The sequence below is a fragment of the Flavobacterium sp. UBA2787 genome (genome assembly GCA_002352205.1).
Taxonomy (GTDB): domain Bacteria; phylum Bacteroidota; class Bacteroidia; order Flavobacteriales; family Flavobacteriaceae; genus Flavobacterium.
Genome location: DEHZ01000010.1, coordinates 729,080 through 755,336, shown reverse-complemented (window position 1 = coordinate 755,336; position 26,257 = coordinate 729,080). Strand labels below are relative to the sequence as shown.

Annotated in this window: 19 protein-coding genes; 1 reads left to right on the top strand and 18 read right to left on the bottom strand. The window is 34.0% G+C overall.

All coding sequences use genetic code 11. The features are described from left to right. Positions 1 to 629: 629 nt before the first annotated feature. From B4N66_RS10045 to B4N66_RS10015, 7 genes are all read right to left on the bottom strand, one after another. A complete protein-coding gene (locus B4N66_RS10045; protein WP_291094432.1) occupies positions 630 to 1,424 on the bottom strand; it encodes a T9SS type A sorting domain-containing protein in 795 nt (264 codons plus the stop codon). A 164-nt stretch (positions 1,425 to 1,588) separates the two neighbouring features. Next, positions 1,589 to 2,917 carry a T9SS type A sorting domain-containing protein gene (locus B4N66_RS10040; RefSeq protein WP_291094431.1) on the bottom strand — a complete coding sequence of 443 codons (1,329 nt, stop codon included), beginning with the start codon at positions 2,915 to 2,917 and terminating at the stop codon, positions 1,589 to 1,591. Between the two features lie 12 nt (positions 2,918 to 2,929). After that, positions 2,930 to 6,154 (bottom strand): pectinesterase family protein, encoded by a 3,225-nt coding sequence (locus tag B4N66_RS10035; RefSeq protein ID WP_291094429.1) that lies wholly within the window; start codon positions 6,152 to 6,154, stop codon positions 2,930 to 2,932. A gap of 6 nt (positions 6,155 to 6,160) precedes the next feature. Continuing rightward, positions 6,161 to 7,240: a pectate lyase gene (gene pelA / locus B4N66_RS10030; RefSeq protein ID WP_291094427.1), complete on the bottom strand. Its 1,080-nt coding sequence runs from the start codon at positions 7,238 to 7,240 to the stop codon at positions 6,161 to 6,163. 137 nt (positions 7,241 to 7,377) lie between these two features. After that, positions 7,378 to 9,156, bottom strand: coding sequence for a RagB/SusD family nutrient uptake outer membrane protein (locus B4N66_RS10025; RefSeq protein ID WP_291094425.1), 1,779 nt, complete (start codon positions 9,154 to 9,156; stop codon positions 7,378 to 7,380). A gap of 18 nt (positions 9,157 to 9,174) precedes the next feature. Then, on the bottom strand, positions 9,175 to 12,402 hold the full coding sequence (locus tag B4N66_RS10020) for a SusC/RagA family TonB-linked outer membrane protein (protein ID WP_291094424.1): 3,228 nt from the start codon (positions 12,400 to 12,402) through the stop codon (positions 9,175 to 9,177). Positions 12,403 to 12,437: 35 nt separating this feature from the next. After that, positions 12,438 to 13,898, bottom strand: coding sequence for a glycoside hydrolase family 28 protein (locus B4N66_RS10015; protein ID WP_291094422.1), 1,461 nt, complete (start codon positions 13,896 to 13,898; stop codon positions 12,438 to 12,440). 234 nt (positions 13,899 to 14,132) lie between these two features. Between B4N66_RS10015 and B4N66_RS10010 the strand changes: the two genes are divergently transcribed. Next, positions 14,133 to 15,155, top strand: a complete 1,023-nt coding sequence (locus tag B4N66_RS10010) for a LacI family DNA-binding transcriptional regulator (protein WP_291094421.1) — start codon at positions 14,133 to 14,135, stop codon at positions 15,153 to 15,155. A 59-nt stretch (positions 15,156 to 15,214) separates the two neighbouring features. Here the strand turns inward: B4N66_RS10010 and B4N66_RS10005 are convergent, their stop codons facing one another. The 11 genes from B4N66_RS10005 to B4N66_RS09955 form a co-directional block, all read right to left on the bottom strand. Next, on the bottom strand, positions 15,215 to 16,825 hold the full coding sequence (locus B4N66_RS10005) for a UxaA family hydrolase (RefSeq protein ID WP_291094419.1): 1,611 nt from the start codon (positions 16,823 to 16,825) through the stop codon (positions 15,215 to 15,217). Positions 16,826 to 16,835: 10 nt separating this feature from the next. Continuing rightward, complete coding sequence (locus tag B4N66_RS10000; RefSeq protein WP_291094418.1) at positions 16,836 to 18,302, bottom strand: tagaturonate reductase; 1,467 nt, start codon at positions 18,300 to 18,302, stop codon at positions 16,836 to 16,838. Positions 18,303 to 18,305: 3 nt separating this feature from the next. Beyond that, on the bottom strand, positions 18,306 to 19,838 hold the full coding sequence (locus tag B4N66_RS09995; RefSeq protein ID WP_291094417.1) for an MFS transporter: 1,533 nt from the start codon (positions 19,836 to 19,838) through the stop codon (positions 18,306 to 18,308). A gap of 51 nt (positions 19,839 to 19,889) precedes the next feature. Continuing rightward, a complete protein-coding gene (locus tag B4N66_RS09990) occupies positions 19,890 to 20,408 on the bottom strand; it encodes a LacI family DNA-binding transcriptional regulator (protein WP_291094416.1) in 519 nt (172 codons plus the stop codon). 83 nt (positions 20,409 to 20,491) lie between these two features. Beyond that, the gene (locus B4N66_RS09985; protein WP_291094414.1) at positions 20,492 to 21,151 is read right to left on the bottom strand and encodes a bifunctional 4-hydroxy-2-oxoglutarate aldolase/2-dehydro-3-deoxy-phosphogluconate aldolase; all 660 of its coding nucleotides are present in this window, start codon (positions 21,149 to 21,151) and stop codon (positions 20,492 to 20,494) included. Between the two features lie 3 nt (positions 21,152 to 21,154). Next, complete coding sequence (locus tag B4N66_RS09980; RefSeq protein ID WP_291094411.1) at positions 21,155 to 21,604, bottom strand: YhcH/YjgK/YiaL family protein; 450 nt, start codon at positions 21,602 to 21,604, stop codon at positions 21,155 to 21,157. A 2-nt stretch (positions 21,605 to 21,606) separates the two neighbouring features. Beyond that, the gene (locus tag B4N66_RS09975; protein WP_248433787.1) at positions 21,607 to 22,650 is read right to left on the bottom strand and encodes a sugar kinase; all 1,044 of its coding nucleotides are present in this window, start codon (positions 22,648 to 22,650) and stop codon (positions 21,607 to 21,609) included. A gap of 53 nt (positions 22,651 to 22,703) precedes the next feature. Then, positions 22,704 to 23,708 (bottom strand): sugar kinase, encoded by a 1,005-nt coding sequence (locus tag B4N66_RS09970; protein WP_291094409.1) that lies wholly within the window; start codon positions 23,706 to 23,708, stop codon positions 22,704 to 22,706. Between the two features lies 1 nt (position 23,709). Continuing rightward, positions 23,710 to 24,048, bottom strand: a complete 339-nt coding sequence (locus B4N66_RS09965) for a cupin domain-containing protein (protein ID WP_291094407.1) — start codon at positions 24,046 to 24,048, stop codon at positions 23,710 to 23,712. Between the two features lie 6 nt (positions 24,049 to 24,054). Further along, complete coding sequence (uxaC, locus tag B4N66_RS09960) at positions 24,055 to 25,458, bottom strand: glucuronate isomerase (RefSeq protein ID WP_291094405.1); 1,404 nt, start codon at positions 25,456 to 25,458, stop codon at positions 24,055 to 24,057. Between the two features lie 12 nt (positions 25,459 to 25,470). After that, positions 25,471 to 26,256: a gluconate 5-dehydrogenase gene (locus B4N66_RS09955; RefSeq protein WP_291094403.1), complete on the bottom strand. Its 786-nt coding sequence runs from the start codon at positions 26,254 to 26,256 to the stop codon at positions 25,471 to 25,473. Position 26,257: the final 1 nt, after the last annotated feature.

Sequence of the window (26,257 nt, the reverse complement as noted above, 5' to 3'; positions counted from 1 at the left end):
ACAACGTGATTGTAACACAAGGTAATGAAACGAGAACTGTGAGAGTGGTTAAAAAGTAAAGCAAAGTTACTAAGGAACTGAGGTTCTAAGCTGCTGAGTTTATTAAATAGAGAAACCTCCGAGAAATCGGAGGTTTTTTGTTTCTATATCGACTATACTGAATTGCTTGAATATATTGACAAAAACTAATGTAATTACTTAAAACTAACGAGAATGAATCGTAGAGTATTGAATGATTGTTTTATTTCATTTTATAATTTGAGATGGACATTTATTTAAAGGCCAATAAATAATTATTGAATTCAATTTTATCAATAATGTGTATTTCTACGCTTAAAATATTTATTAAATCTAATGAGATTATTTACATTAGAAATAGATTTTGAGCTAAGAATATAACTTTAGTTATCATATTCCTAAACGTCTCTTGTAAAATTGTATTGATAAATTTCTATTAGAATTAAGATTTTAAAGTTTATATCAATTAGCAATCATCAAAAATCATATAAATAATTCTGCTTTAAATATAATAACAAAAAAAAAACAGTAGTAAATAATTTTACTACTGTTTTTAAAAATATTAATCTTAATTAACTAACTTACTTACTTGAATAATTAAGTAGATATCTTTAGTTCATTAGAACTTTTACAGATTTTTCTCCTTCTTCAGATTTTACATTCACTATGTAAAGACCTTTATTTAATTCAAAGTTTACATCTGAAGTAGTATTAAATGATTTAACTAAAGCTCCTGTGATTCCGTAAACTCTAACTTCTGTATTAGAAACCACATTTTGAACATATACTTGATTTCCTGCTCCAAAAACATTGGTGGTAAATTTGTCTAAATTATCTAAACTTAAAGTTGTTTCTACAGTTGCACCTGTAACTTCTACTTTGTAAAGGTTAGTTGCTAAATCACCATAAATATATAATGTAGTAGCTCCACCAGTATAGTTAGCAGTTAAAATTGGGAAATCTCCATTTCCATTAGCATTTGTTGTAGCAGAACCTACTGCTTGCGTTCCATCAGAAACATACAACGTACGCACAGCACCATTACTTCCAGTTCTAAACCATACTTTTACAGTACATGCTCCACTTACACCAAAAAACAAGTAGCGTTGCGTTGGCATTGGCTGAAATTCACCTGCCGGATAACCACCACCATTCATTTGAAATCTTTGTGTAGCAGAAAATCCATCACCAAAAGTTAAGTTATTTGCAGTTACCGCACCAAAGTTTGTGTTTGTTGGGATTGGAAAGAGTCCTAAATTATCAACTACCATTGGATTATTACCAATTCCGGAAGACAATGGCCAAGTTGTTGTATCATTTCCAAAATCCCAAATTTTTGTTTGGGCATTTACAATAGTTCCAAAAAATAAAATTGGAAGAACAATAGAGAGTAATTTTTTTCTCATAATTTATGATTTTAAAGTTATATTTATTAAAGTAATCGATTACGTAAAAGTAATAAAAAAAATGATTTTAAAAATTTTTTATTTGATTTTTTTTGATTTAAATATATTTATTAGAGAATTTCTTCTAAAAATACAATTAAAATATACTGTTTAGACCAAATTAACTATGATTTAATGAATTTGAAATAATGTGTTTTCGTATCAATAGTTACCCTTCCAAAATATAATCCAGATGACAAAGTTTCCAGTTCTAAGGTTAGTATTTCATTCGGCATTACAGATTTTGAAACATTTTGAAGCGTTTGACCATTTGAATTAAACAACTGTATTTGTAAAGATTCTGATTGAATTAAGTTAAATTCAATATTCAAATTATTTTTTACAATTGTTGGATAAACTAAAATTAAATCATTCTTTGTGTAATCCATTGTATTCAAGCTTTCACATTCATTTGGAGAAATAACACCTTCGGCAGAAACTAGTAAAGTTGCTCCTGCACCACAAGTTACATCGGTAAGTAAACCTTGGACTTCGTCTACTGGAATTGCTGTTGAAGTATAATTTGGAGCCGAAACTGTTCCGATATTTGAAGCACCATCCAAACAATTATTATATGAAATAGCTACAGTTCCTCCATCTGAACTAATATAACTTGTATAAACGTTATTAATATCTGTAAAATCAGTATTTTCAACATAACAAGTTGTATTATTTACGCCTCCACCAAGTCCTAATGCTCTAGAATTTGAAATTCCGGTATTATAATAGCAACTCAAAATATGCAATTGTGCATTTCTGGCTCTTGGCATTCTTTCTCTGCAACCTAATCCCCAAAAACAATTTTGAAATGTTACACTAAAATGACCATCTGCAGGAGCATCATTACTTCCTGAACCAACTAAATTTGAAAATCTATGGTCATTTGATCCTCCTGAACCTGATGGAACCGGTGGTTTTAAATATGTAAATTTACACCAAGAAACGGTAACATTATCTGTGTTCCCTTTCATGTCAAAATTACCATCTAAACCGTCTTGAAACTCACAATGATCTACCCATAAATTGGTGCATCCGTCGGCAGTAAGTAAATCTTCACCATCAATGTCAAAAGCTCCAGGTCCTTCAAAAATTAAATTTCTGATGATTACGTTGTTAGAATTGGGTCGCAAGTAAATAATTCCTCCACCCGGATGAGCTTGTGTGTTGGTAATTAATCTAGCTCCGGGAAGTCCGATTAAACTTTTATTAGTGATAACTGCACGCAATTGTTGACCAGATGGTACCGTAACTACTCCTGAAACCAATATAACTTTTGAACCGGATGATTGCATTTGAGTTCGTAAATTTGCCCAAGTCGTTACTGTTATTGGGGTTGCGTCTCCCCCTCCCGTCGTTGCTGCTCCATAACCTTGCGGTGTAGCCAAAAAATAATCTTGGCTATACAGATTAAAAAAGCTTGTTAAAATAAAGAACATGATACTAATTTTTTTCATAGGTGTATATATTTAATAAGTTAGAACTTTTACTGATTTATTGCCATTTTCTGCATTGACGGTTACTATCCAAATTCCTGAAGGCATTACTACATTTGCATCTGAATTTATTTCTAGTGATTTTACCAAAGCACCCGTCATTGAGTAGATATTAATATTTGTTTTAGTGGTTACATTTGAAAAATAAACTATGTTTTTTAATGTCAAAACACCTACTGATGTAATTGAATTGTAATTGTCAATTCCTAAAGGATCATTCGCAATTAAATTTGGTAACGGATCCCAATCGTCATTTCCTTTTGTGAAATTGAAAGTTGTAATTGGTGTTCCATCATTTAAAATTGGGTTTGTTAATTGGGTTGACCAACTTGCTCTACTTGGACCATTGTTTACACCGGAAAGTTCGATTGAACCATATTCATACATTCCGCTTGAAATTCCACCTAAAGTATTTTGCCATCCTAACGGTAAAATCAATGAATTATCAATAAATCCGGGATAGTTTGAGGTTTCAATAGTTGTATTATAAAAAATAACTTCGCTTGTCGTAGCTGACCAAGGGCGACCAAAATAGCCTGGTTTTGAACGATAAACAGAAGCCGTTTCTACCAAAGGTTCTGCTGTTGTAACCGTACATTCATACATCAAATAACCTCTTCCGGAAGTTTGTTGGGCAGCAGTAATGTAAGCTAGATCATTGGAAGCATCACTCGTGTTCATAACCAAATTAGTTTTATAAAATACGGCATTCATCCCACCAAAAATATAATCAACAGCACCCATTACATCTCCTTTGTAAACAACAACTCTCGCTCCTGTTCCACCAAAAAATGAATCTTGACGCCCCACTACTCTACATTTATTTAAAATTGCTTTGTCTGTATTGTTTACAAAAGCGATTGCTGCAGCTCGTTCAACTAAAATTCTGTTTTGAACAGATGTATTTCCGAGATTAGTTGGTCTAACACCAGGACTTCCGGTTGACCAAGCGACAACGACATCTTGAGCCTCTTTCTGAGAAATATATTGGTTGAATGAATTTTCAAAAATGATGTCTTCGGCTTCAAAACCATTCGCTCGTACAACAACTGTTGCGTTCCAAAAAGAACCATTTGTTGTTCCTGCTCCTGCGTTATTATGGGAATAAGTTCCGTTTTCTAAGTTGACATTTAAAACGTCTTGGTTCCATTTTTGGTTACTTCCCATACTGTAATAATGGTAACCGTGACCGTAGTAAGCAGTTATTCTGACGGCTCCATCGGTAATATTCACACCATTATCAACTAAGTTAGTATTTGGTGTTGATGAAGCATTTTTTAATGTAATATTAGGTTGATCAATTACTAGCATTTCTTCATAATTTCCTGAATCAATCATTATTGTAACTCGTTCTGTTTCGTTTCTAACCATATAGGAAACCGCCAACAAAGCTTCATTAATTGTTTGATAATCTTTATCTACACCAACAGTAATAATTGACGAATAGGCTATATTTGGAATGACTCTTATTTCTGTTAAATAGGTCGTTAATGTAGTTGGACCTCCAACGGTTATCGTAACATATCCAGCGGAATCTCCTGTATAAGAATAGGATATATTTTCAACAATAGATGTGCTGTTGGTTGCTGTTGTAATGGCTTCACCGCCTTCAATTGAGAAATTTGCTGTGTAATAATAGTAAATTTCCACTTTAAATCCTGGATTGATTGGTACTTGAATGGTTGCTCCGGTTTTTGCGGTTAAATGTCCTGAGCTTACTACAGTTGTTACTTGTCCGGTTAAAATCATTCCTTTGTAAGATGCTGAAGTCGATGTTGAAATTACTTGATCATTGAACGACCAAACCGTTACCGGAATAAAAACTAAATTTTTGCTAGCAGATGAATTATTTACAACCAAATTTGAAGTCAATCCCAATTGAACCGGATAATCATCTAAACCACTGAAGGTGATTTCATACGTTCCATTTCGTAATGAGATTGAGCTTAAATCCGCAAAATTATAAACATAACCCGCTTCATTTAAATTCGTGAATGTAAGTTGTAAACTGTTGATTTGTAACGCATTTAATCCTTCAACATTTATCGTTATCGGATAAACCATTTTTTCTGAAAAAATGATATCTGCCGTTGAATTTTCAGCTGGAATGGTTAATGTATTGGCTAAAATTTCAAAATCATTCACGCCATTTGCAGAAATCGTATATTGAATATTTGCTTCTAATTGAACAGAATACGTTGAATTGGATGTATTCACCACCGGCGAAGGAACATAGTTTGAACCACTTGATGTATCCGGTGTAAAGTTTAAACTTAAATTTGAAATAAAATCATCCAAACCAGAAATAGAACCAGTAACTGTAAATAACGAAATTCCTAAAATACTGATATCGTGATTAACAGTTGGTGTGACAACCCCGTTGCTATCAAACGTTTCACCACTATTAATGATGTATCCACTCGCATCCACCAAAGTGACAGCATAAATATAACCAACCGGTAAATTGATAGTATATGCATTTGATTCAACTACCGCATCCCACGATTTTCCAGCGGCATTTGTAAAAACCAAGGAATAATTACTTGGAATTCCGGCTGCTTGTGAAATATCGATGTTTCCGGTAACGTTTGTGTAAACGGCATCTTTTAGATAAATTCGATAAAAACTTGCTTTCGCTAATTGGTCATAAATCCGATATGTCCCAGCTGTTTGGGCAACAAATTTCACTTCTGTTACACTTCCTGATGCAGAAGTTGTTGGAAATGTATTTGTTTGTAAAGATGGATTTGCTTCGTTGACGAACGTCAGTAAACCATCAGTATCGCCTCGGGCAATGATTGTGATTTCATCGTCTTCATCAACTGTAATTCGTAAGTATCTGTTGTTTGGTAAACCAGCATTCGTAGTAACTGTTCCATTACAGTAAACTCTTCCCGAATAAGCAGCAACACTGGCAACATTGGCATCAAAACGCGTTAAATTGGTATTGGTTGTTCGTAATCTGTCGCTGGCATTTCCCACCCAAGAAAGTGATCCTGCTGTAAATGCTGTGGGGAAATTTACTCCGGCAGTTCCGGGAGTTACATCTCCATACCAAGCATTGATAACACTTTCGTTTAATTGGTTGTTGTATTCAGATTCATTAAGTTGTGTAGCTCCAAAATCCCAAACATCTGTATTTTGGGCATACATCATTGATGTTACAAACATCAAACAGAAAAGTAAATTTTTTTTCATCTTTTTTTAGTTTAGTGATGCTTTCCAATCATCATATTTTTTTAAAACTTCTTTTGGTTCGTTGGTGTACCACGCATAGCCTGTTCTTCGTTCTTGACCAATTTCTGCCATACTGTATTTTTTCACACCATCTCGATCACAAAAGAAAGGTTTGTTATCATTTAATTCCATAAACCTAGCCCAAAGTGGTGGAGCAACAGGACTTTCGACAACGATTTTGTCTTTTTCATCATTTTTTCCGGTGGAGATGGTTTCAATTTTAATTCCGTTAATTTTTATTTTTTCAAACCAACTTACCGCTGAATTCACAGCAGTAATTACTTCTTTTGACGGATTTTCGATTGACATCAATAACAACACAATTTTAGCTGATTCTTTTCCGCTTAACGACGGTAATTCGTAAGGTCTGGCTTTGGCAGGTTCCAACGTTTCATTGTCATGTTGTGCACACCAAGCGGTTAATATTCCGTTTTGTTTGTATTGCGTTTTTAGAATGCAATCGATTCCTTTGCTAAAAGATTCTTCAGCCATTTTAGTGATTTCACCAGGAACCGAAATTGAGTAGAAGTCGGATTTATTTTTAACTTCTTTCAACACTTTCAAAACATTCACCATTGCATTATCATTGTAGGTGATATGTGTGTAATAGCCTTTTTTTATTGGATAAAACTGTGGCCAACCACCATTTTTATATTGAGCTGTGATTAGATAAATAACACCTTTTATGAAAGCGGTTTTATATCGCTCATCAGGATTTGATTTATAAATTTTTGATAGAAAAAGCAATTCCTGACACGTTGCACCGTTATCAATCGTACATCCATTTGGATCTGATTTTAGAAGTTTTAATGCTTGCTTTTCTTTTTCTGAAAGTTCATTTTGAATTTCAGTATTTTTTGGCCAACCACCAATATCGCGTTGGTATAACAAAACATTTTCTGCTATATTTTTGGCTTCTTCGGTTGCAAACCAACTTTCATCATTATTTTCTATGATATTTTTCCAAGTGATTTTTTTTTCTTGAGCAAAGTTGCTAAGAGAAATTAATAATGTGAAAGCGATTATGCTATATTTAAATTTTTTCATTTTAATTTTTATTAAATCGAATTCAATTTATATTTAAATTTTTAGCAACATTGAATTCTTAAACTTAAAAAACTCATCATTTTAAATGAACAAAATGATGAGTTTTTTAAAATGTAATTCGTGTGGATTATGGATTTTTAATAGCCATAATCATTTACTAATAACCCATTACTGTTTTCAATAAACACTTGCCAAATTGGCCAAAATTGTCTGGTATCCGGATCTAGTCTATAGATTGCATTTATTTTGGAATCAGTAATTGAACTCAAAGGAGTTGCTGTCCATCCAGCACCCGGATCATCGAATTCACCTCTATTTAATCCGTAAATTATTAATGTTTCATCATCAGCTGCATATCGAGTGTAAAGTGTAGTTGGAACATCTGCATATTCTCCTGCTCTATCTCTTAAATTAAATAGTTTTTCTTTTGCTAAATCTAAATTTTGCTTCAGTAAATTCCATCTGATTAATGCTTGTTTACGTTCCATTTCACCTGTAAATTCAAATTTATGCTCCTCAACAATTGCATTGAACATGGCTTGTTTTGACGTTAAAGCATTTACATAAGCGTCAACTTTAACTGCGTGATCTGCTGGGTTGAAGGCTCTCATTCTTAGCATTTTCAGATAGACTCCGGCAGCAGCTGGTCCTTCTATTTCATTAGCTGTTTCAGCAGCCATTAAAATTACTTCGGCATAACGCATGTATAATTTGTTTACACCATCATCATTAGTAGAGGTTACAAAACGCGACATCCATTCATAGCGATATTTACCAAAATACCAAGTATTAAAGGGATTTAATTGTTGTCTTGCAAAACCGCTCACTGCAGCTCCATATCGATAAGGCACACAAGTTACATTTCTTCTGGTATCAGATTCGTCATAATCGTAAAACACATAAGGTAATGGACCAGATTGTCCACCTCTATTGTTTCCATTAGCATGATGCTGATTGTTGTTAGTATGTCTTACAGCAAAAGTGAATAACATTCTTCCTCTACCATCTCCAAAAGGTATCTCCCAAAGAGATTCGCCACCCGCTGTGGTAACATCTTGATTGTATTTTCTCCATAATGTTTCAAAAGAAGATTCTAAGTTACAAGTACCACTTTCGATAACGGAACGACATTCGTTTAAAGCTAATTGATGCATTGCTGTAACAGATAAATCAGGGTCATTACTTCTTCTGATTCCATCTGGATATTGTTGGAAGCCACAAGCTGCTAAAGCTAAACGAGCACGAAGACCTTTTACAAATGCTTTGTTAACTCTTTCAACGCTTGTTGTTGTTGCATTTCCATTTGGCCATGGCACTAATGTTGCGGCTTCTTCTAAATCTTGAATTAATTGTTTGTAAATAATATCTCTACTCGACTTAGCAATATAGATTGTTTCACCATTTATTGGTTCAAAACGAGCAGGCACATCACCCCATGCTTTTAGTAAGTCGGCATAATAAACTGCTCTTAATGTTAGAGCTTCTCCTAAAAGATAACCTAATTCAGAATCTGGAGTAGGATTTCCATATGTACGTAATCCTCTAATACATAAGTTTGCTCTTTCTATACCACTATACATCATTGCCCATGCATTATTCAATGTATTCATGTTACTATTATTAGGTTTAGCATCATAAACACACAAATCAGGATTGTCATTGGAAGTTGTTTCAGACGAATTGTACCATTCAGTATCGGTATTAAAACCATACCAAGGAAGAAAACGACCACGGTAAGAATTGGTTTCACCAAAAGGAATTTTAATTCCATTAACTGCTCCTTCAGCAAGTCCGGGAGTAGAAAAGATTATTGACTCATCTAAAGTAGATTGTGTTTGAGATTCTAAAAAATCATCCTCACAAGAAACCAAAAAAGATAAGAGTATGATGACTGAAAATATTACTATTTTTTTCATTTTAAATATTTTTTTAAATTAAAAATTTAGGTTTAAACCAAAAACAAACTGTCTGCTACGAGGATATCCTGAATAATCTATACCCGGTGTTAAAGGCGTTGAACGTCTTGTATTAACTTCTGGATCTAGACCCGAATAATTTGTTAAGACAAATACATTGGTAGCAGTAGTATAAAATCTTAATCTATCTATACCAATTTTAGACACAACTTCTTTTGGCATTGTATAGCCAAGTGTTAAAGTGTTTAATCGTAAGAATGATCCATCTTCAATTGCCCAATCAGTAAGTACATACCTAGGCATATAAGGAGACCACAATGAGGTTCCAGCATTAAGAGCTTCTAATGCAGCAGGATCCGTAACTAATTCTCCGCTTGATGGGTCAATATTAGTCCACCTTACACCGTCTGCCATAGTAGTGGTTAGGTTTCTATATTGACCATTTGGGTTAGAAATGGTAGCAGTAGTATGTTCAACTTTGCTAGCGTTGTAAATATCATTACCATAACTCCAGTTGAAAGCAGCTGATAGATCAAAATTATGAGCGTTTGCATTAATTACAAAACCTCCAGTATGACCTGGATTAGCGTTTCCTATTACAGTACGGTCATTTGCATCTACAACTCCATCGCCATTTATATCTTTTAATTTCATTGATCCGGGTCGAACCGCACCCACTATAGTAGATGCATTTGCAACATCCGCTTTTAAAATATATTGACCATCAACAAAATCAAAGTCAGATACTTCATAACGTCCATCACTTCTATATCCATAAAACTCGCCAATAGACCCTCCTACTTTTACATCGTATTCTTCTGTAATTGCTGACGATGCCCAATTAGATCCAGGTCTATATATTCCAAGTTCTCCTAATGAATTAATAGTATTCATGTTGTGGGCAATGTTAAACGAAAAATTTAATCCAAATTTGTCTTTTCTAATTGCATCAACAAATAATGAAGCTTCAAAACCTTTGTTTTCAATTTCACCTAAATTTCTATATTGTGTTAAATAACCCGAACCTGGTATAGGGAAATTAATTAATAAGTCATTGGTTAAATTTTTGTAAACTTCAAAAGATCCACTTACTCTACCTTTAAACAGTTCATAATCCAAGCCTAAATTTTGAGTAACAGTTGTTTCCCACCTTAAGTCGGGATTTGCCAGTACATTTGATGCTGCCCAAAAACTTTCAACGCCATTAATCCATGTTGAATTAAATGATAAATAGTTTTGAATAGTTTGACCAGTTATAATATTATTATTACCGGCTTCGCCATAACTCACTCTAAGTTTTAATAAATCAAGCCAACTTACATTTTTCAGAAAGCTTTCTTCTGAAACTTTCCATCCAGCAGCTACTGAAGGAAAATATCCCCAGCGATTATCACCTAAAAATCTACTTGAACCGTCTGCACGATAAGTTGCAGTTAAAAGATAACGATCTTTGATATCATAATTTACTCTTCCAAAAAAGGATAGTAACTCATCATTTGGGTTATTGAAATTATTAACAGATTGTGGCACTCCTTCTGTTGTTAAATTAATTGCATTGTTAAAATTGAAAAATTCTGGAAAGCCATGAATCACATTTGTTAATAGGTTTTCTTTATTAATAATAGTTTCTTGTCCAACAAGCACTTTTAATCTATGATTTTCTCCTAAATGTTTTTTAAAATCATAATCTAAAGTATTTGCTGTTCTAAAACGATTGTTTTCTCGATTTGTAAAAATTAAAGCCGGAGAACCTTGGTTTTCAGCAGCTGGAATATTGTTTATGTAAAAAGTGGAGTTACCGTAAAAACGATAGTCTAAATTTCTAAAATTATCAAATCCGAAATCAGATTTAAATTGTAATCCATCAATTATTTTCCAAGTCAAACCGCCAAGCATATTATAATTTCTTCTATCTTGTAGTCTATCATTGTCAGCAACAGCAACAAAAGGGTTAACCAAATAACCAGCAACATTTTCATCTGTATCATCATCAAGTAAACCTGGTATTGGAATTGGAGAATAACCAACACTGTGTCTAAAACGAGCATCAGTAGATGAAAATTCTCTTTGTTCATTCGCTCCACCACCTCTAATTTCTGTATCAGAGTAACGAATTGTAAACGCTAATTGTACTTTTTCATTTAGCTTACTTTTAAGGTTTAATGACAAGTTATTTCGTTTAAAGCTTGAACCAATCATAATAGCTTGCTCATCAAAATGTACATAATTGAAATTGTAATTTATTTTATCAGAACCACCACGAATTCCAAGTGTATGACTTTGCACAGTGCCTGTTTGACCATAAATTTCTTTTTGCCAATTTGTATTTTGAGCATTATCATATTGACTTATATCTTGATAAGTTCCAAAAAAATCTTCATACGAGGCTAAATCGTTTTCTAGCGTAGCGAATTCATATTGCCAATTAGCAAAATCTCTCGCTCCAAGTACATCAATTGTATTAACAATATTTTTAAACCCTGTAAACATATCATATGAAACACTCATTTTTTCACCAGTTTTACCGGTTTTAGTTGTAACTAAAATTACACCGTAAGCACCTCTAGCTCCATAAATTGCTGTGGAAGACGCATCTTTTAAAACAGTAATATTTTCTATATCTGCTGGAGCAATATCATTTAAACTATTTACAGGAAATCCATCTACAATAATTAAGGGAGAAGCGTCTTGTGTTAATGATCCACCTCCTCTAATTCTAATTGATATGTCAGCGTCAGGAGAACCTTCTGATGATGTTACTCTAACACCTGCAATTCTACCAGTTAATGCTTCACCCACATTAGAAATAGGCTGTTTCTGAATTTCAGTTCCCGAAAGTGTTGAAATTGATCCTGTTAAGTCAGATTTTTTAACCGAACCATATCCTACTAAAACTACCTCATCCAGTGATTCCTGATCTAAAGCTAATTCGATATTAAGTGTGGTTCTTCCTTTTAACTCAATCGTTTGCGTTTTATAGCCAATAAAACTCACAACTAATGTTGCGTCACTGGATTTAACATTAAATTTAAAAGCTCCATCAAAATCGGTTGAAGTACCATTTGATGTTCCTTTTTCAATAATATTAACTCCGGGAATTTCCAGTTTATCGGCTGCGTCAACTACTTTACCCGATATTGAGACGGTGTTTTGAGCATAAGTTTCTTGCAGTCCGAATACGGAAATAAAAATAAATAGTGTTAGAGTATATCGTAACCTATTTAGTACTAATAATTTTGCTTTCATAATCTGCGTGGTCAATTTTAGGTTTGTTTGTTTTCTTAATTGCTTGTTAGGTTTACTTTTTTGTTATTTATATAGGTATCGATTAATTTTAAATTTTTTACGTGCTTCAATGAAAAGTTTTCTTTTACAGTATCTATTCTTACGTTATTAAATGTGACGTTTTCGATAGGCGAATTTTCTAATCCATCGGCAAAAATGGCATATTTACCAGCATTTTGAACAGTTATATTTTCCAATAAAATATTTTTAATTTTTGGAATAAAATTTCCGTCCTTCTGACCAGCATAAACCGAATAGTTCATTGTAATATGCAAAACAGCTTGTTTTACTTTTCCCACCTTAATGTTTCTAACATACACTCCATCTACCGTTCCTCCTCTTTTAGTATTGGTTTTTAACCGAATTGCTCTGTCAAGTTGAGGACTATCCATAAAGCAATCTTCTACAAAAACATTTTTTACTCCGGCAGACATTTCACTTCCAATCACCACTCCACCATGACCGTCAATCATTTTACAATTTCTAACGACAATGTTTTCACTCATAATACCTACTTTTCTACCTTCGTGATCTCGTCCTGCTTTTATGGCAATACAATCGTCACCTGTGTTGAAAGTACAATTTTGAATGATTACATTTTTAGAATATTCAGGATCACAACCATCATTGTTTGGTCCGTGGCTATCAATAGTTACACCGTCAACAATAACATTTGTACATTTTAATGGATGAATAATCCAAAAAGGAGCATTAATGATTTTAATGTCTTTGATTAAAACATTTTCGCAATCAAATGGTTCTATAAAATTTGGTCTCAAATACTTATTATTTCCAAAAACTCTTTTGTCAATCGGAACATCTTTCTCAGCCATTTTCATCAAAGCAGGTAAATTCAAACTGTCTAATTGCGAAGGTTCTCCTGGCTTGTAACCATATACATCGCCTTCAGAAGTTTTACCTTTCCAAGGCCACCAATAGGTATTGTTAGCTTGACCATTTAACGTTCCTTTACCAGTAATTGCTATATTTTTTTTGTTTTTTGCATAAATTAGCGGAGAATAATTCATCAATTCCATTCCTTCAAAAGATGTGTGAACTAACGGATAATAATCATCCGGATTAGTGCTGAATAATATCTCTGCTCCTTCTTCCAAATGAAGATTTACATTGTTATCTAAATGAATTGGTCCTGATAAGAATTTTCCTGTAGGAACAACTACTTTTCCACCACCGTTTTCTGTACAAGCTTTGATAGCTAATCGAAAAGCTTCAGTATTCATCGTTTTTCCATCTGCTTTTGCACCGTAATCGAGTACTGAATAATTTACATTTTTGAAAGTCGGTTCTTTGGTTGCGACTAAAATTGCTTCCATCTTACCCCACGGATTTTCTTCGCTTACTACTCTAGTTTGGTTCTTTTCTCCACAAGAAATAAAAAGTAGTACAAGGTTTAAATAGATAATTGTTTTGTAATTCCGCATTTTAATTGCTTTCATTTTAGTAAATGTTGTTATGTAATCGATTACCAAAAATAATTAATACAATAATAATAACCAAGCTTTTTTTTATAAAATTAAAAAATAATATAAAATTTATGATTTATTGATAATTGAGACCTTTGTTTTCAAGTCTTTTTTTTAAATAAAAAAATAAATATTCAATGTAATTGTTACATTTGTGTTCATAAAAATCAAAGATTTAGTAAAATATACCTTTAAGTTTATCTCTTAATGAAGAAAAAAACCACTATCTACGACATCGCGAAGAAGCTAAATATTACAGCCGCTACAGTTTCAAGAGCTTTAAACAACAACCCAAATATCAGCGATGCTACCCGTGAGCTTGTTGTGAATATGGCTACTAAAATGAATTATGAGCAAAACCGACTTGCTTTAGCTTTAAAAAGTGGAAAGAGTAATAACGTCGGTGTTGTGGTTCCAAGAATTGACAGTAATTTCTTCGGTTCTGTAATTCACGGAATTGAAGAAGAATTAAACAAACATGGTTATCACGTTATTATTTGTCAAACAGATGGAGTTGAAGCAAAAGAAGTGGCCAACATTGAAGCACTTTTGAATTCCCAAGTAGATGGAATTTTGATTTCAACTTCGAGCAATAATGTTTCAACTTTTGATCGAATTATGAAGAAAGAAGTTCCGTTAGTGTTTTTTGATAGAAAAAAAACAATGAAAAATGTGAGTTCTGTCACCATAAATGACTTTGATGGAGGCTACAAAGCTACTAAACATTTAATTGACACAGGCTGCAAACGTATCGCCTACTTTTCAGGAGATACGAATATTGAAATTTTTAAAGATCGTTTTTTAGGTTACAAACAAGCTTTGGAAGACAATAATGTAGAGTTCGTAAAAGAATATATTGTTCAAACAAAAAGTACAATTGAAGAAGGTAGAAAAGCAGTTAAAAAACTTTTAAAACTTGCTACACCTCCTGATGCTATCTTTTCTTCGAGTGATTTCGCTGCTTTAGGAGCCATTCAAGAATTGAAAGCGAAGAATATTAAAATCCCAACTGATTTTTCGGTTATTGGATTCAGTAATGAACCGTTTACAATGTTTATGGAATTGTCTATCAGCACAATAGATCAGTTTCCACTTGAAATGGGAAGAATGACTGCTAAAGTGTTTTTGGAACAAGTAAACAATTCGGATAAAATTAAAATTGAAAAGAAAGTAGTTTTGGAGCCTGAATTAATTTTAAGAAAATCAACTCGAAAACTAATAGAGAAGTAATAAAAAATCCGTTTAGCTATAGAACTAAACGGATTTGAAAAAAAATACTAACTAAAAAATTATAATGAAACTCCTCGTTTCCAAGGAATAAAATCATCTTGATTCAATTGGTCAGCTTTGGAAATAATTCGTCCGCTTGCCACTTCAATAATATATTCTAAAATGCTATCTCCTATTTCTTCGATGGTTTTTTCGCCACTTATCACAGCTCCTGTATCAATATCAATAATATCATTCATTCGCTGAGCTAAAATTGTATTCGACGAAACTTTAATTACCGGAGCAATCGGATTTCCTGTTGGAGTTCCTAAACCTGTTGTAAATAGAACCACTGTTGCACCGGAACCAACCATTGCAGTTGTACTTTCTACATCATTTCCGGGTGTATTTAGTAACGTTAATCCGGATTCAGAAACATATTCACCATAATCCAAAACATCTGTTACGGGAGAAGTTCCGCCTTTTTTGGCTGCTCCTGCTGATTTCATTGCATCGGTAATCAAACCATCTTTGATGTTGCCGGGAGACGGATTCATATCGAACCCAGAACCTGCATCAACAACGGATTTTTCATATGCTTTCATCAACGATAAAAACTTATTGGCTTTTTCTTCGGTGACGCAACGGTTCATTAATTCTTGTTCAACTCCGCATAACTCCGGAAATTCTGCCAAAATACTTTTTCCTCCTAAAGCAGCCATAATATCAGACACGTGTCCTAAAGCCGGATTAGCTGAAATTCCTGAAAAACCATCCGATCCACCACATTCTAAACCAATACAAAGTTTGGATAAAGGTGCTGGTTGACGCTGAATTTGGTTAGCCCTTTTAATCGCTTCAAAAGAATCTTTAATAATCGTTTGAAGCATTGTATCTACCGTTCCCATTTGCTGTTGCTCGTAGATAATTACTTCTTTATTTAAATTTGGATTGATGGCTTTTAGCGTATTTTGAAACAATTCAATTTGCAAATTTTGACAACCTAAACTCAACACTGTTGCTCCGGCTACGTTGGGATTATTCACATAACCAGCTAAAAGTCGGGCTAAACTTTCAGAATCTTGTCTAATCCCACCGCAACCGCCTTGATGTGTGATGAATTTTACTTCAACATTATCAAATGCATTGGTGCTTTTTTCTTCAATAACTTCAGTTTGACTGGTGTTGTTGACTAACGATCGAAGTAACATTTGATAGCTATCCGTTTTCTTTGGCATTAATTCCTTTTCGAAAACTTCTTTTAAGCGTTCGATGTTTTTATTTTCACAAAAAACTAAAGGAAAGAATAACCAAATATTTCCCGTTCCTACTTGACCGTCAGCACGATGATAACCCATAAACGTTCGGTCTTTCCATTTGTCAACATTTGGTGGATTCCACGAAGTTGTTTCTGTTTTTTGAGAAACTTTTCCGCTTTGATGCTTCACGTTTGATGTAGTTAACACCTCACCTTTTTGTATATTTTGACTCGCTTTTCCAACCAAAACTCCGTACATAAAAATGCTATCGCCGGTTGCAAAATCAAACTCTGCAATTTTATGTTTTGCCTTCACAGCAGTGGCTGTCGTGATTTCTTTTCCTTCAAAAGCGATGGTTTCGCCTTGTTCAATATCAACCAAAGCAACAATTACGTTGTCGGTGGGATGAACTTTTATTAATTTCTTTTGCATAATCGTTTCGTTAAGAATCATATTGATTTTTAAAACTTATAAATCCGTTTTCAATTCCTTTATTTTCTATTTCTGTCAAAGCAAAAACGAGTGCTTCTGTTAAACCATTTACTGAATTTAAGTCTTTATCCCAGAATTCTAAATTTGAAAGTGTTTGTTTAACTACATCTTCATTATTATTTGATTTCCAGCTGTTTTCAAAAAATGAAACTATTTCTTTTGTATCATTAATTGGTAAAATTCTGTCTTGCCATTCCTTCTTATAAAAACGAATTAAACAAGCAAATGAGAATGTTAAATGAACCGGTAATTTTTGATTCATTTTTACATATTCCAACAAACTTGGAAGTACTCTCACTTTGAATTTTGAAACTGAATTTAAAGCAATATCAGCTAATTGATGTTTGATAAACGGATTTCTGAAACGATCTAACACTTCATCTGCAAATAAATCCAATTCTGCTTTTTCCATTGGAAGTGTCGGATTGATTTCGTTGAAAATTGTTTTCGTCACAAAATCTTCTGTAAATTTATTATCCAATGTTTCTTTCACTGTTTCATTTCCATATAAAATTGAAAAAGGAACCATTGCCGTATGAGCTCCGTTAAGAATTCTCACTTTTCGTGTGCGATACGGTTGCATATCCGACACAATTTTTACATCTAAATTCGTTTTATGAAAAGGTAATTTTTCTTTCAACTTTTCATCGCCTTCAATTACCCAAAGGAAAAAAGGTTCGGCAGTTACTAAAATATCATCGTGATAGTCTAATTTATTGTTATAGTCGTCAATTTCATTTCTAGGATAACCGGGTACAATTCTGTCTACCAATGTATTATGAAAAGTACAACTTGCAGTTAACCAATATTTATATTCTTCGCCTAACTGCCATAAATCGGCTAATTTTAGTAAAATTTCTTTTAAAGTATCTGCGTTGTAATTAATTAATTCGCATGGAATAATGGTCAAACCTTTGGAAACATCACCATTGAAATGTTTGAATCTTTCGTATAAAAACACAGACAATTTTCCCGGAAATGAATTGGGTGGTTGCATTTCTTTTTTGTCTGAATCAACATACTCAATTCCGGCTTCAGTTGTATTTGAAATAATGAATTCAAGTGTTTCAACTTTCGCTAAATCAAGGTATTCCTGAAAATTCTTGTATGTATTTATACCTTGTACAACGTTAGTAATCAATTCAATATCTTGAATCTTTTCGCCTTTTTTTACACCATTCATAAATAAAGTGTACAAGCCATCCTGTTCATTTAATAAGTGAACCATACCATTATCAAGTGGTTGAATAACAGCAATTCCGCCATTAAAATCAGCTTTTTTATTTAAGATTTGAAAAGCATAATCAACAAATGCTCTTAAAAAATTTCCTTCTCCAAATTGAACAACTTTGATGGGATATTTTGTTGAAAATCCGATACTTTCTCTACTTAATTTTTGTTTTACTAGATTTTCCATTTTTTAATATTTGATTACTTTATATTTTGGTACTAATGTTTTCATGATTCCCCACGCAATAAGGTAGGCAACGGCACAAATGGAGAAGATAATCATGTAACCTTTATCAATTCCGTCTGAAACAACAGCACCTGATTTTTCTAGTTCTGCGAATAAATTTTCAGGAATACGATCATTTATATACTGCGGAAATTTCTCTAAAAACGGCACTCCATCCACAGTTGTCCACGTTTTATGTGAATAATCAAATAAAACTCCGGAACCTTTATTAATTAAAAATGAACCAATTCCGCCCGCCATTCCACCAATTCCTGTGATGGTTGCGATGGCTCTTTTTGGAAACATATCCCCTACTGTTGAAAAAATATTTGCTGACCACGCTTGATGTGCCGCACCAGCAATTCCGATAATGATAACCGGGATCCAGTATGAAATATCGCCACCAGGTTGGGCTAATAAAGCTAATAACGGGAAAAATGCAAAAATTAGCATAGCTTTCATTCTACCATCATACGGATTTAAACCTAATTTATCAACGAAATATTTTGGCAACCATCCACCGATAATGGATAATAATGTGATGACATATAAAACCACTAACGGAATGGCACTTTGTGTGCTATCCATACCATAAACCGAACTTAAATAGGCCGGTGTCCAAAATAAATAGAACCACCAAACGCCATCGGTCATAAATTTACCAACAATAAAAGCCCACGTTTGACGGTATTTGAAACATTCTTTTAATGAAAAAGTAGCGTCTTTTTCCTCTTGTGTTTCTACAGGAGCATCTACTTGATCTTGGTTGATGTATGCCAATTCTTCTGCATTTACTTTTGGATGAACTTCGGGTTTTTTGTAAAGAAATATCCACAATCCCATCCAAACAAAACCTAATGCACCAATGATGATAAACGCCATTTCCCAGCCTAATGCTTTAGCAATAAACGGGATCGTTAATGGTGCTGCCAATGCTCCAACTGTTGCTCCGGCATTAAAAATACTGGTGGAAAATGCTCGTTCTTTTTTGGGAAAAAATTCGGCTGTCGCTTTGATGGCAGCTGGAAAATTTCCGGCTTCACCGACGGCTAATACAAATCGTGCAAAAATGAATAAGGTGACACTCGTACTAATAACCAACGAAGTATTATTGATTGTACTGATGATTTCTTTTGATTCCGCAAAACCAACAAACCAATTTCCTGTGATGTAACCAGCCGTTGCAATTCCGCAAAAAGCGTGTAATACCGCACCGACAGACCAGATTCCGATTGCCCAAAGAAAACCTTTTTTGGTATCAATCCAATCCACAAATTTTCCGGCAAACAGCATACTGATGGCGTAAAAAATCGAAAACAATGCGGTGATATTTCCGTAGTCATTGTTGTTCCAATGGAATTCGGGTTGAATGAAATCCTTCCAAGTAAGTGAAAGCACTTGTCGGTCTAAATAATTAATGGTAGTCGCAAAAAATAATAAACTACAAATGGTCCATCTGAAATTTGTTGCTTTTTTAGAAGTGGTTTCTTGTGTCATAAGGTTTACTTTTAGGCGATTTTGTTCCTACTGTATTAATTATTTTATGTTTTAGCTGATTTGTTTGATTAGTTTTTCAAACAATTCAGCACAATTTTCATTTATTTTAAAATTGGATTGTTCGTGATTGATTTGAATAAATACCGTTGGTAAATTTCTTCGTCGTGATGAACTAATCTCGCTTTCAATGTTTTTGTTGATGGTAAGCACAATTGCGGCATCAACGCTTCCATCGTTGATATCTTCTAAATAATGTTGAATTTTTGAAACCTCTTCAAACGATTGAAACAACATAATTCGATAGCCTTTTTTAGAAGCACATTTTTGAATGTCATACAACATTTCACTGTAAAGTGCATTATTTATTCTGGGAACAATAATTGCAATGATGCTCGATTTACTACTGCGTAAGGCTAATGCATTCTTATTTGGTCTGTAATTCGTCTTAAGAGCAAATTCTTGAATAATCTTTTTGGTATCGACATTAATATCATGCTTATCGTTCAACGCTTTTGAAATCGTTGAAATGGAAAAACCCGTTAAATGTGATATTTTTTTTAATGTCGTCATTTTTAAAATTGTTTTTTTCCTGTTGAGTGCTTTCTGTTAGTGTGAGGACTAACAGTTGCACTCATCAGGGTGTTAAAAAAATTCTATCGTATGGATTGAATTACTTCTAAAACTTTTTTGGTTTCAGCTTCAATCGTGGCATAATCTTGATCGGCCATTAATTGTTTACTGATTAATTTACTTCCCATTCCAACCGCAGAAACGCCTGCTTTGTACCAACCTGAAATACTTTCTTTGGTTGTATCAACTCCGCCTGTTGGCATAAATAATAATTTTGGAAAAATATCTTTAATACCACTTAAAAATTCTGGTCCAAGCATATTTCCGGGGAAAAGTTTGATGAATTTTACGCCGGCATTTTCAGCGGCAATAATTTCCGTTGGCGTCATACAACCCGGGCTGTAGAATAAACCCTTTTCAATCAAAAATGTGGCTACTTCAGGAACAAATCCGGGACTGATAAAGAAATCTGCTCCAACATTTAGAAAATCATTTGCCTGATCTAAATTTTTGATAGTTCCAATTCCAAGTAATAAATCCGGCATTTCAGCATTTCGAACTTCAACCATTTTAGCGAAGTTTTTCAAAGCAGCTTCACCACGGTTGGTATATTCTACGGCTTTAATTCCTGCACGATAAATGGCTCTAAGTACTTCAATTGTTACATTTTCATCCGCATTAAAATACAAGGGCAAAATTCCTTGTTTTACAATCGCTTCAGAAACTTTTTGACTATTACTCATCTTTTAAATTTTTACTTTAAATACTAATTTTTTTATTACATCATCACCAATCATTGGAGCGTGCACATCTTCAGGATAAAATATAACAAATTGATTATCTGTTAATTGAAAAAACATATCCGGTTCGTCATTAAAAAACAAAACATCTTTTTCAGTGCTATACTCTCCGTTTGGCGTTACACATTTTTCTCTTGGTTTCCAAGCGATCGTTTCTACTCCTTTTGCACAAAATTGAATGTCGATATTTTGATTGTGGCATTCAAATTTGGCTAAACTTTCTTCCTTCGTTTTTCCTTTTTTATTGCTAACAATTACTTTTAAACCATCAGTAATTTCAATTGTTCCGTCTTCTAGAGAATCAATGTCGTTTTGTTTCACAAACTCAAATGCTTTGGCAAACAACGGATGTAAACTGGTATATTTTGATGCGTTATTTAATGTATCTACTATCATAATTATCTTGCTACGCGGCCGGAAGCATCGCCTCCCATTAATTTTTGAACTTCGTCAACTGTAACTAAGTTTGCATCACCTTTGATAGTATGTTTCAAACAAGAAGCAGCTACAGCAAAATCCAATGCGTTTTGATCATCATCAGGATACGTTAATAAACCGTAGATTAATCCACCCATAAAGCTATCTCCACCACCTACTCTATCTACGATATCTGTGATTTGATATTGACGAGTTTGGAGCATTTCTTTTCCATCGTATAAAACTCCGGCCCACGTATTGTGAGAAGCCGAAATTGAACCTCTCAACGTCGTAATTACTTTTTTAGCTCTTGGAAATTTTTCCATCATTTGCTTACAAACTGATAAAAATGCTTCTGCTTTTACATCGTGTCCGTGCGTTTGAACAGCTGCACCATCGGGTTTGATTCCGAAATGCATTTCTGCATCTTCTTCGTTTCCTAAAATTACATCACAGTAAGATGTCAGTTCGGTCATAATTGCTTCTCTGTCGCCACCGTATTTCCATAATTTGGCTCGGTAATTCAAATCGGTTGAAATGGTTACACCCATTTTGCTGGCTACTTTCACAGCTTCCAAACAAACATCGGCAGAACTTTGAGAAATTGCAGGCGTAATTCCGGTCCAATGGAACCAACTTACACCTTGAAAAACCTCTTCCCAATTGATCATTCCTGATTGAATTTCCGCCATCGAAGAATGTGCTCTATCATATACTACTTTACTTCCTCTACTTACAGCTCCTGTTTCTAGGAAATAAATCCCTAAACGATCACCACCCCATACAATTTTATCAACACCAACGCCTCTTTTACGCATTTCCATCATGGCACATTGACCAATATCATTTTTTGGTAAACGGGTTACAAAATCAACCGGAATTCCATAATTAGCTAATGAAACCGCTACGTTTGATTCTCCACCACCATATACAACATCAAAATTGTCTGCTTGTGAAAATCTTAAAAATCCTTGTGGTGCTAATCTTAACATTATCTCACCGAATGTTACTACTTTTTTTGACATTATTTTAAAAGTTTTGTTATTATGTAATTTTGTTTCAGGTTTAAAGTTTCAAGTTATCTCGACACTCTTCCGCCGCCGGAACCTCCCATTAATGCTTTTATTTCATTGACCGTTGCTAAATTGATATCGCCTGAAATGGAATGCTTCAAACAAGTCGCTGCTGCGGCAAATTCTAACGCGGTTTGATTGTCATTCGGCCAAGCAATCATTCCGTAAATGATACCTGCCATAAATGCATCACCGGCACCAATTCGATCAATTATATGCGAAATATTGTATTTCTGCGAATGCAATAATTCTTTACCGTTCCAAAATGAAGCACTGATTCTGTTAGACGAAGCATTTGCATCCATTCGTTTGGTGGTTACAATGTTTTTTAATTTTGGAAAAGTGTTCATCCAATTAGAAAAAATTTCTTCTTGGGTATCCTTTTCATTTACTTTTATGCCTAACACTTTTTCCGAATCATCAATTCCGCCTAAAAGTAAATCGCAATGTTTTACTAGATTTGGCATAATTTCATTGGCATTTTTACCGTATTTCCATAAGGTAGGACGATAATTTAAATCCGCTGAAATCGTCAATCCCATTCGTGAAGCAACCGTTAATGCTTCTTCACAAATTTCAGCTAATTCTAGTGTTAAAGATGGTGTAATGCCCGACCAATGAAACCAATCGGAATCTTTGAACGCATCTTCCCAGTCAATCATTCCTTTTTTTAGGGTTGAAAACGAAGAATCTTCTCTGTAATACACCACTTTTCCCGGTCTTTCGGATGCACCTTGTTCAAAATAATAGATGCCGAGTCTTTTTCCTTGAATAAACGAAATAGGTTCAACACCAAAAGAACGTAACATGCTTAGCGATGATTCGCCTAATTCATTTGCCGGAACCGCCGTAATAAATTTTACGGAGACTCCAAATTTTGATAAAGAAGCTGCAACATTTGCTTCGGCACAACCATAATACAAATCAAACGACCTTGCCTGCGTGAGACGTAAATGACTCGGAGGCGAAAGCCTAAGTAAAAGTTCTCCAAATGTTACTACTCTGCTCATTTTACTTTATAAAATCTTCCCGCATTGGGCTAAAAACGTCAATTAATAAACCATCTTCTAAGCATACAACACCGTGTTCAAGGTTTGGAGCAACATAGAACGAATCTCCTTTTTGTAACAACTTGGTTTCATTGTTAATTGTCACTTCAAATTTGCCTTCTGCAATATGAGTGACTTGCGAATGGATGTGATGATGCATCGCACCAATTCCACCCTTTTTAAATTGCACATTGACCATCATTACCGATTGATCGTGTCCAACAATTTGTCGCTCGATATTATTATCAATAGTTTCCCAATTAGTTGATTTATTTTCGAAAAATGCTTTGCTTTTAGCCATTTTCAATTACTTAAAATTAAAATAGTTTTTGGCGTTATTGTAACTAATATCGGCTACCATCTTCCCTATCCATTCCATATCATTTGGCAATTCGCCTCTTTTGATTTCATCGCCTAAAAGATTACATAAAACTCTTCTGAAATATTCATGTCTTGGAAAAGATAAAAAGCTTCTGGAATCGGTTAACATACCAATAAAACAACTGATTAATCCCATATTTGACAAGGCATTCATTTGTTTTGTCATTCCGTCTTTTTGGTCTAAAAACCACCAACCGGAACCAAACTGCACTTTTCCTTTAATGCTTCCATCATTGAAATTTCCAATCATAGTTGCCATTACTTCATTATCGGCAGGATTTAGATTGTATAAAATCGTTTTTGTTAATTTATCTTTCGAATCCAATGAATTCAATAAAGCAGATAGATTTCTGGCTTGTGAAAAATCGCCAATCGAATCCCAACCTGTATCCGGTCCTAAAACCCGGTGCATTCTGGCATTGTTGTTACGCAAGGCTCCCAAATGGAATTGTTGCACCCAACCGTGTTGATGATAATTTTCACATAAAAACAATAAAATGGCTGTTTGGAATTTAGCATCTTCTAAAGAAGAAATCAGTTGATTTTTTCTTCTCTTTTCAAAAATGGAATTGATTTCACTTTCGGTATATTTTTCAAACTGAATTTGATCTAATCCGTGATCGGAAAGTTGACAACCATTTTCATTGAAATAAGCAATTCTTTTACTTAAAGCATTACATAAATCAGCATACGTATTTACTTCAAAATCAACCACTTTTGACAATGAATCAATGTAACTATTATACGTTTCACTTGCAATTAAAATTGCTTTATCAGGTCGGAAAGCGGTACTTACTTTTACTGAAAAATCGTTATTGGCTAATTGCTTATGGTATGCCAAATCATCCGTTGGATCTTCTGTTGTGCAAACCACTTCGGCATTGGCTTTCTTTAATAAATTCTGACAAGAAAACTCAGAAGTACTTAATTTTTGAGATGTAGCTTCGTAAATAGCTTCCGCTGATTTTTCATTTAATAATTCATAAATATCAAAATAGCGAGCTAATTCCAAATGCGTCCAATGATACAACGGATTTCGCATTGTGTACGGAACCGTTTTTGCCCATTGAATGAATTTATCTTTGTCTGAAGCATTCCCGGTAATGAATTTTTCATTCACACCCAACGTTCGCATAGCTCTCCATTTGTAATGGTCGCCATTAATCCAAACGTCTGTTATATTTTTAAATTGATTATTTTCAGCTATTAATTTAGGCGATAAATGATTGTGATAGTCAATAATAGGCTGATTTTTAGAATAGTTGTGATACAATTCTTCAGCATATTTATTTTCTAACAAAAAATTATCGTGTATGAATTTCGTACTCATTATAATTGTTTTTTAATCTTCATTCGATGGTTTTCCGATGGTAGCTAAAATTCCACCATCCACATAAATTATTTGTCCGTTTACAAAATCACTCGCTTTTGACGATAAAAATATTGCTGCTCCTGCCAAATCTTCGGGATCTCCCCAACGTGCTGCCGGAGTACGACTGATGATGAAATCGTTAAACGGATGACCGTCTACTCTAATCGGAGCCGTTTGAGAAGTGGCAAAATAACCCGGGCCAATTCCATTTACTTGAATGTTGTGTTTTGCCCATTCTGTTGCTAAGTTTTTTGTCAGCATTTTTAAACCGCCTTTTGCCGCAGCATAAGCCGAAACACTGTTTCTTCCCAACTCACTCATCATCGAACAAATGTTGATTATTTTACCTTCTTTGCGTTCAATCATTTGTTTCGCAACTAATTGAGACATAATAAATGGACCAACTAAATCCACATCAATCACTTTTCTGAAATCGGCAACCGGCATTGTGATGGCCAATTCTCGTTTGATGATTCCGGCGTTATTCACTAAAATATGGATGTCACCAACTTCTTTTTGAATTAATTCAACGTGTTTAGCGGCATCAATTTCATCGGTTACATCAAATAAATAACCTGTTGCTTGATAGCCTTTGGATTTGTAATACGAAATCGCTTCCTCCATCTTGGATGGCGTGGTTCCCGTGATGATTAATTGAGCACCGGCTTGAGCTAATGCTTCGGCAATTGCCATTCCTAAACCGTGCGTTCCACCGGTTATTAAAGCGTTTTTATGTGTTAAATCGAATAATTTCATT

Excerpts from the sequence above, each read along its gene's own strand:
- B4N66_RS09985 (WP_291094414.1), bottom strand. The coding sequence starts at position 21,151 with ATGAGTAATAGTCAAAAAGTTTCTGAAGCGATTGTAAAACAAGGAATT.
- B4N66_RS10015 (WP_291094422.1), bottom strand. The coding sequence starts at position 13,898 with ATGAAAGCAATTAAAATGCGGAATTACAAAACAATTATCTATTTAAAC.
- B4N66_RS10045 (WP_291094432.1), bottom strand. The coding sequence starts at position 1,424 with ATGAGAAAAAAATTACTCTCTATTGTTCTTCCAATTTTATTTTTTGGA.
- B4N66_RS09970 (WP_291094409.1), bottom strand. The coding sequence starts at position 23,708 with ATGAGCAGAGTAGTAACATTTGGAGAACTTTTACTTAGGCTTTCGCCT.
- B4N66_RS09975 (WP_248433787.1), bottom strand. The coding sequence starts at position 22,650 with ATGTCAAAAAAAGTAGTAACATTCGGTGAGATAATGTTAAGATTAGCA.
- B4N66_RS09955 (WP_291094403.1), bottom strand. The coding sequence starts at position 26,256 with ATGAAATTATTCGATTTAACACATAAAAACGCTTTAATAACCGGTGGA.
- B4N66_RS09990 (WP_291094416.1), bottom strand. The coding sequence starts at position 20,408 with ATGACGACATTAAAAAAAATATCACATTTAACGGGTTTTTCCATTTCA.
- B4N66_RS10025 (WP_291094425.1), bottom strand. The coding sequence starts at position 9,156 with ATGAAAAAAATAGTAATATTTTCAGTCATCATACTCTTATCTTTTTTG.
- B4N66_RS10035 (WP_291094429.1), bottom strand. The coding sequence starts at position 6,154 with ATGAAAAAAAATTTACTTTTCTGTTTGATGTTTGTAACATCAATGATG.
- uxaC (WP_291094405.1), bottom strand. The coding sequence starts at position 25,458 with ATGAGTACGAAATTCATACACGATAATTTTTTGTTAGAAAATAAATAT.
- pelA (WP_291094427.1), bottom strand. The coding sequence starts at position 7,240 with ATGAAAAAATTTAAATATAGCATAATCGCTTTCACATTATTAATTTCT.
- B4N66_RS09965 (WP_291094407.1), bottom strand. The coding sequence starts at position 24,048 with ATGGCTAAAAGCAAAGCATTTTTCGAAAATAAATCAACTAATTGGGAA.
- B4N66_RS10020 (WP_291094424.1), bottom strand. The coding sequence starts at position 12,402 with ATGAAAGCAAAATTATTAGTACTAAATAGGTTACGATATACTCTAACA.
- B4N66_RS09995 (WP_291094417.1), bottom strand. The coding sequence starts at position 19,838 with ATGACACAAGAAACCACTTCTAAAAAAGCAACAAATTTCAGATGGACC.
- B4N66_RS10010 (WP_291094421.1), top strand. The coding sequence starts at position 14,133 with ATGAAGAAAAAAACCACTATCTACGACATCGCGAAGAAGCTAAATATT.
- B4N66_RS10040 (WP_291094431.1), bottom strand. The coding sequence starts at position 2,917 with ATGAAAAAAATTAGTATCATGTTCTTTATTTTAACAAGCTTTTTTAAT.
- B4N66_RS10000 (WP_291094418.1), bottom strand. The coding sequence starts at position 18,302 with ATGGAAAATCTAGTAAAACAAAAATTAAGTAGAGAAAGTATCGGATTT.
- B4N66_RS10005 (WP_291094419.1), bottom strand. The coding sequence starts at position 16,825 with ATGCAAAAGAAATTAATAAAAGTTCATCCCACCGACAACGTAATTGTT.
- B4N66_RS09980 (WP_291094411.1), bottom strand. The coding sequence starts at position 21,604 with ATGATAGTAGATACATTAAATAACGCATCAAAATATACCAGTTTACAT.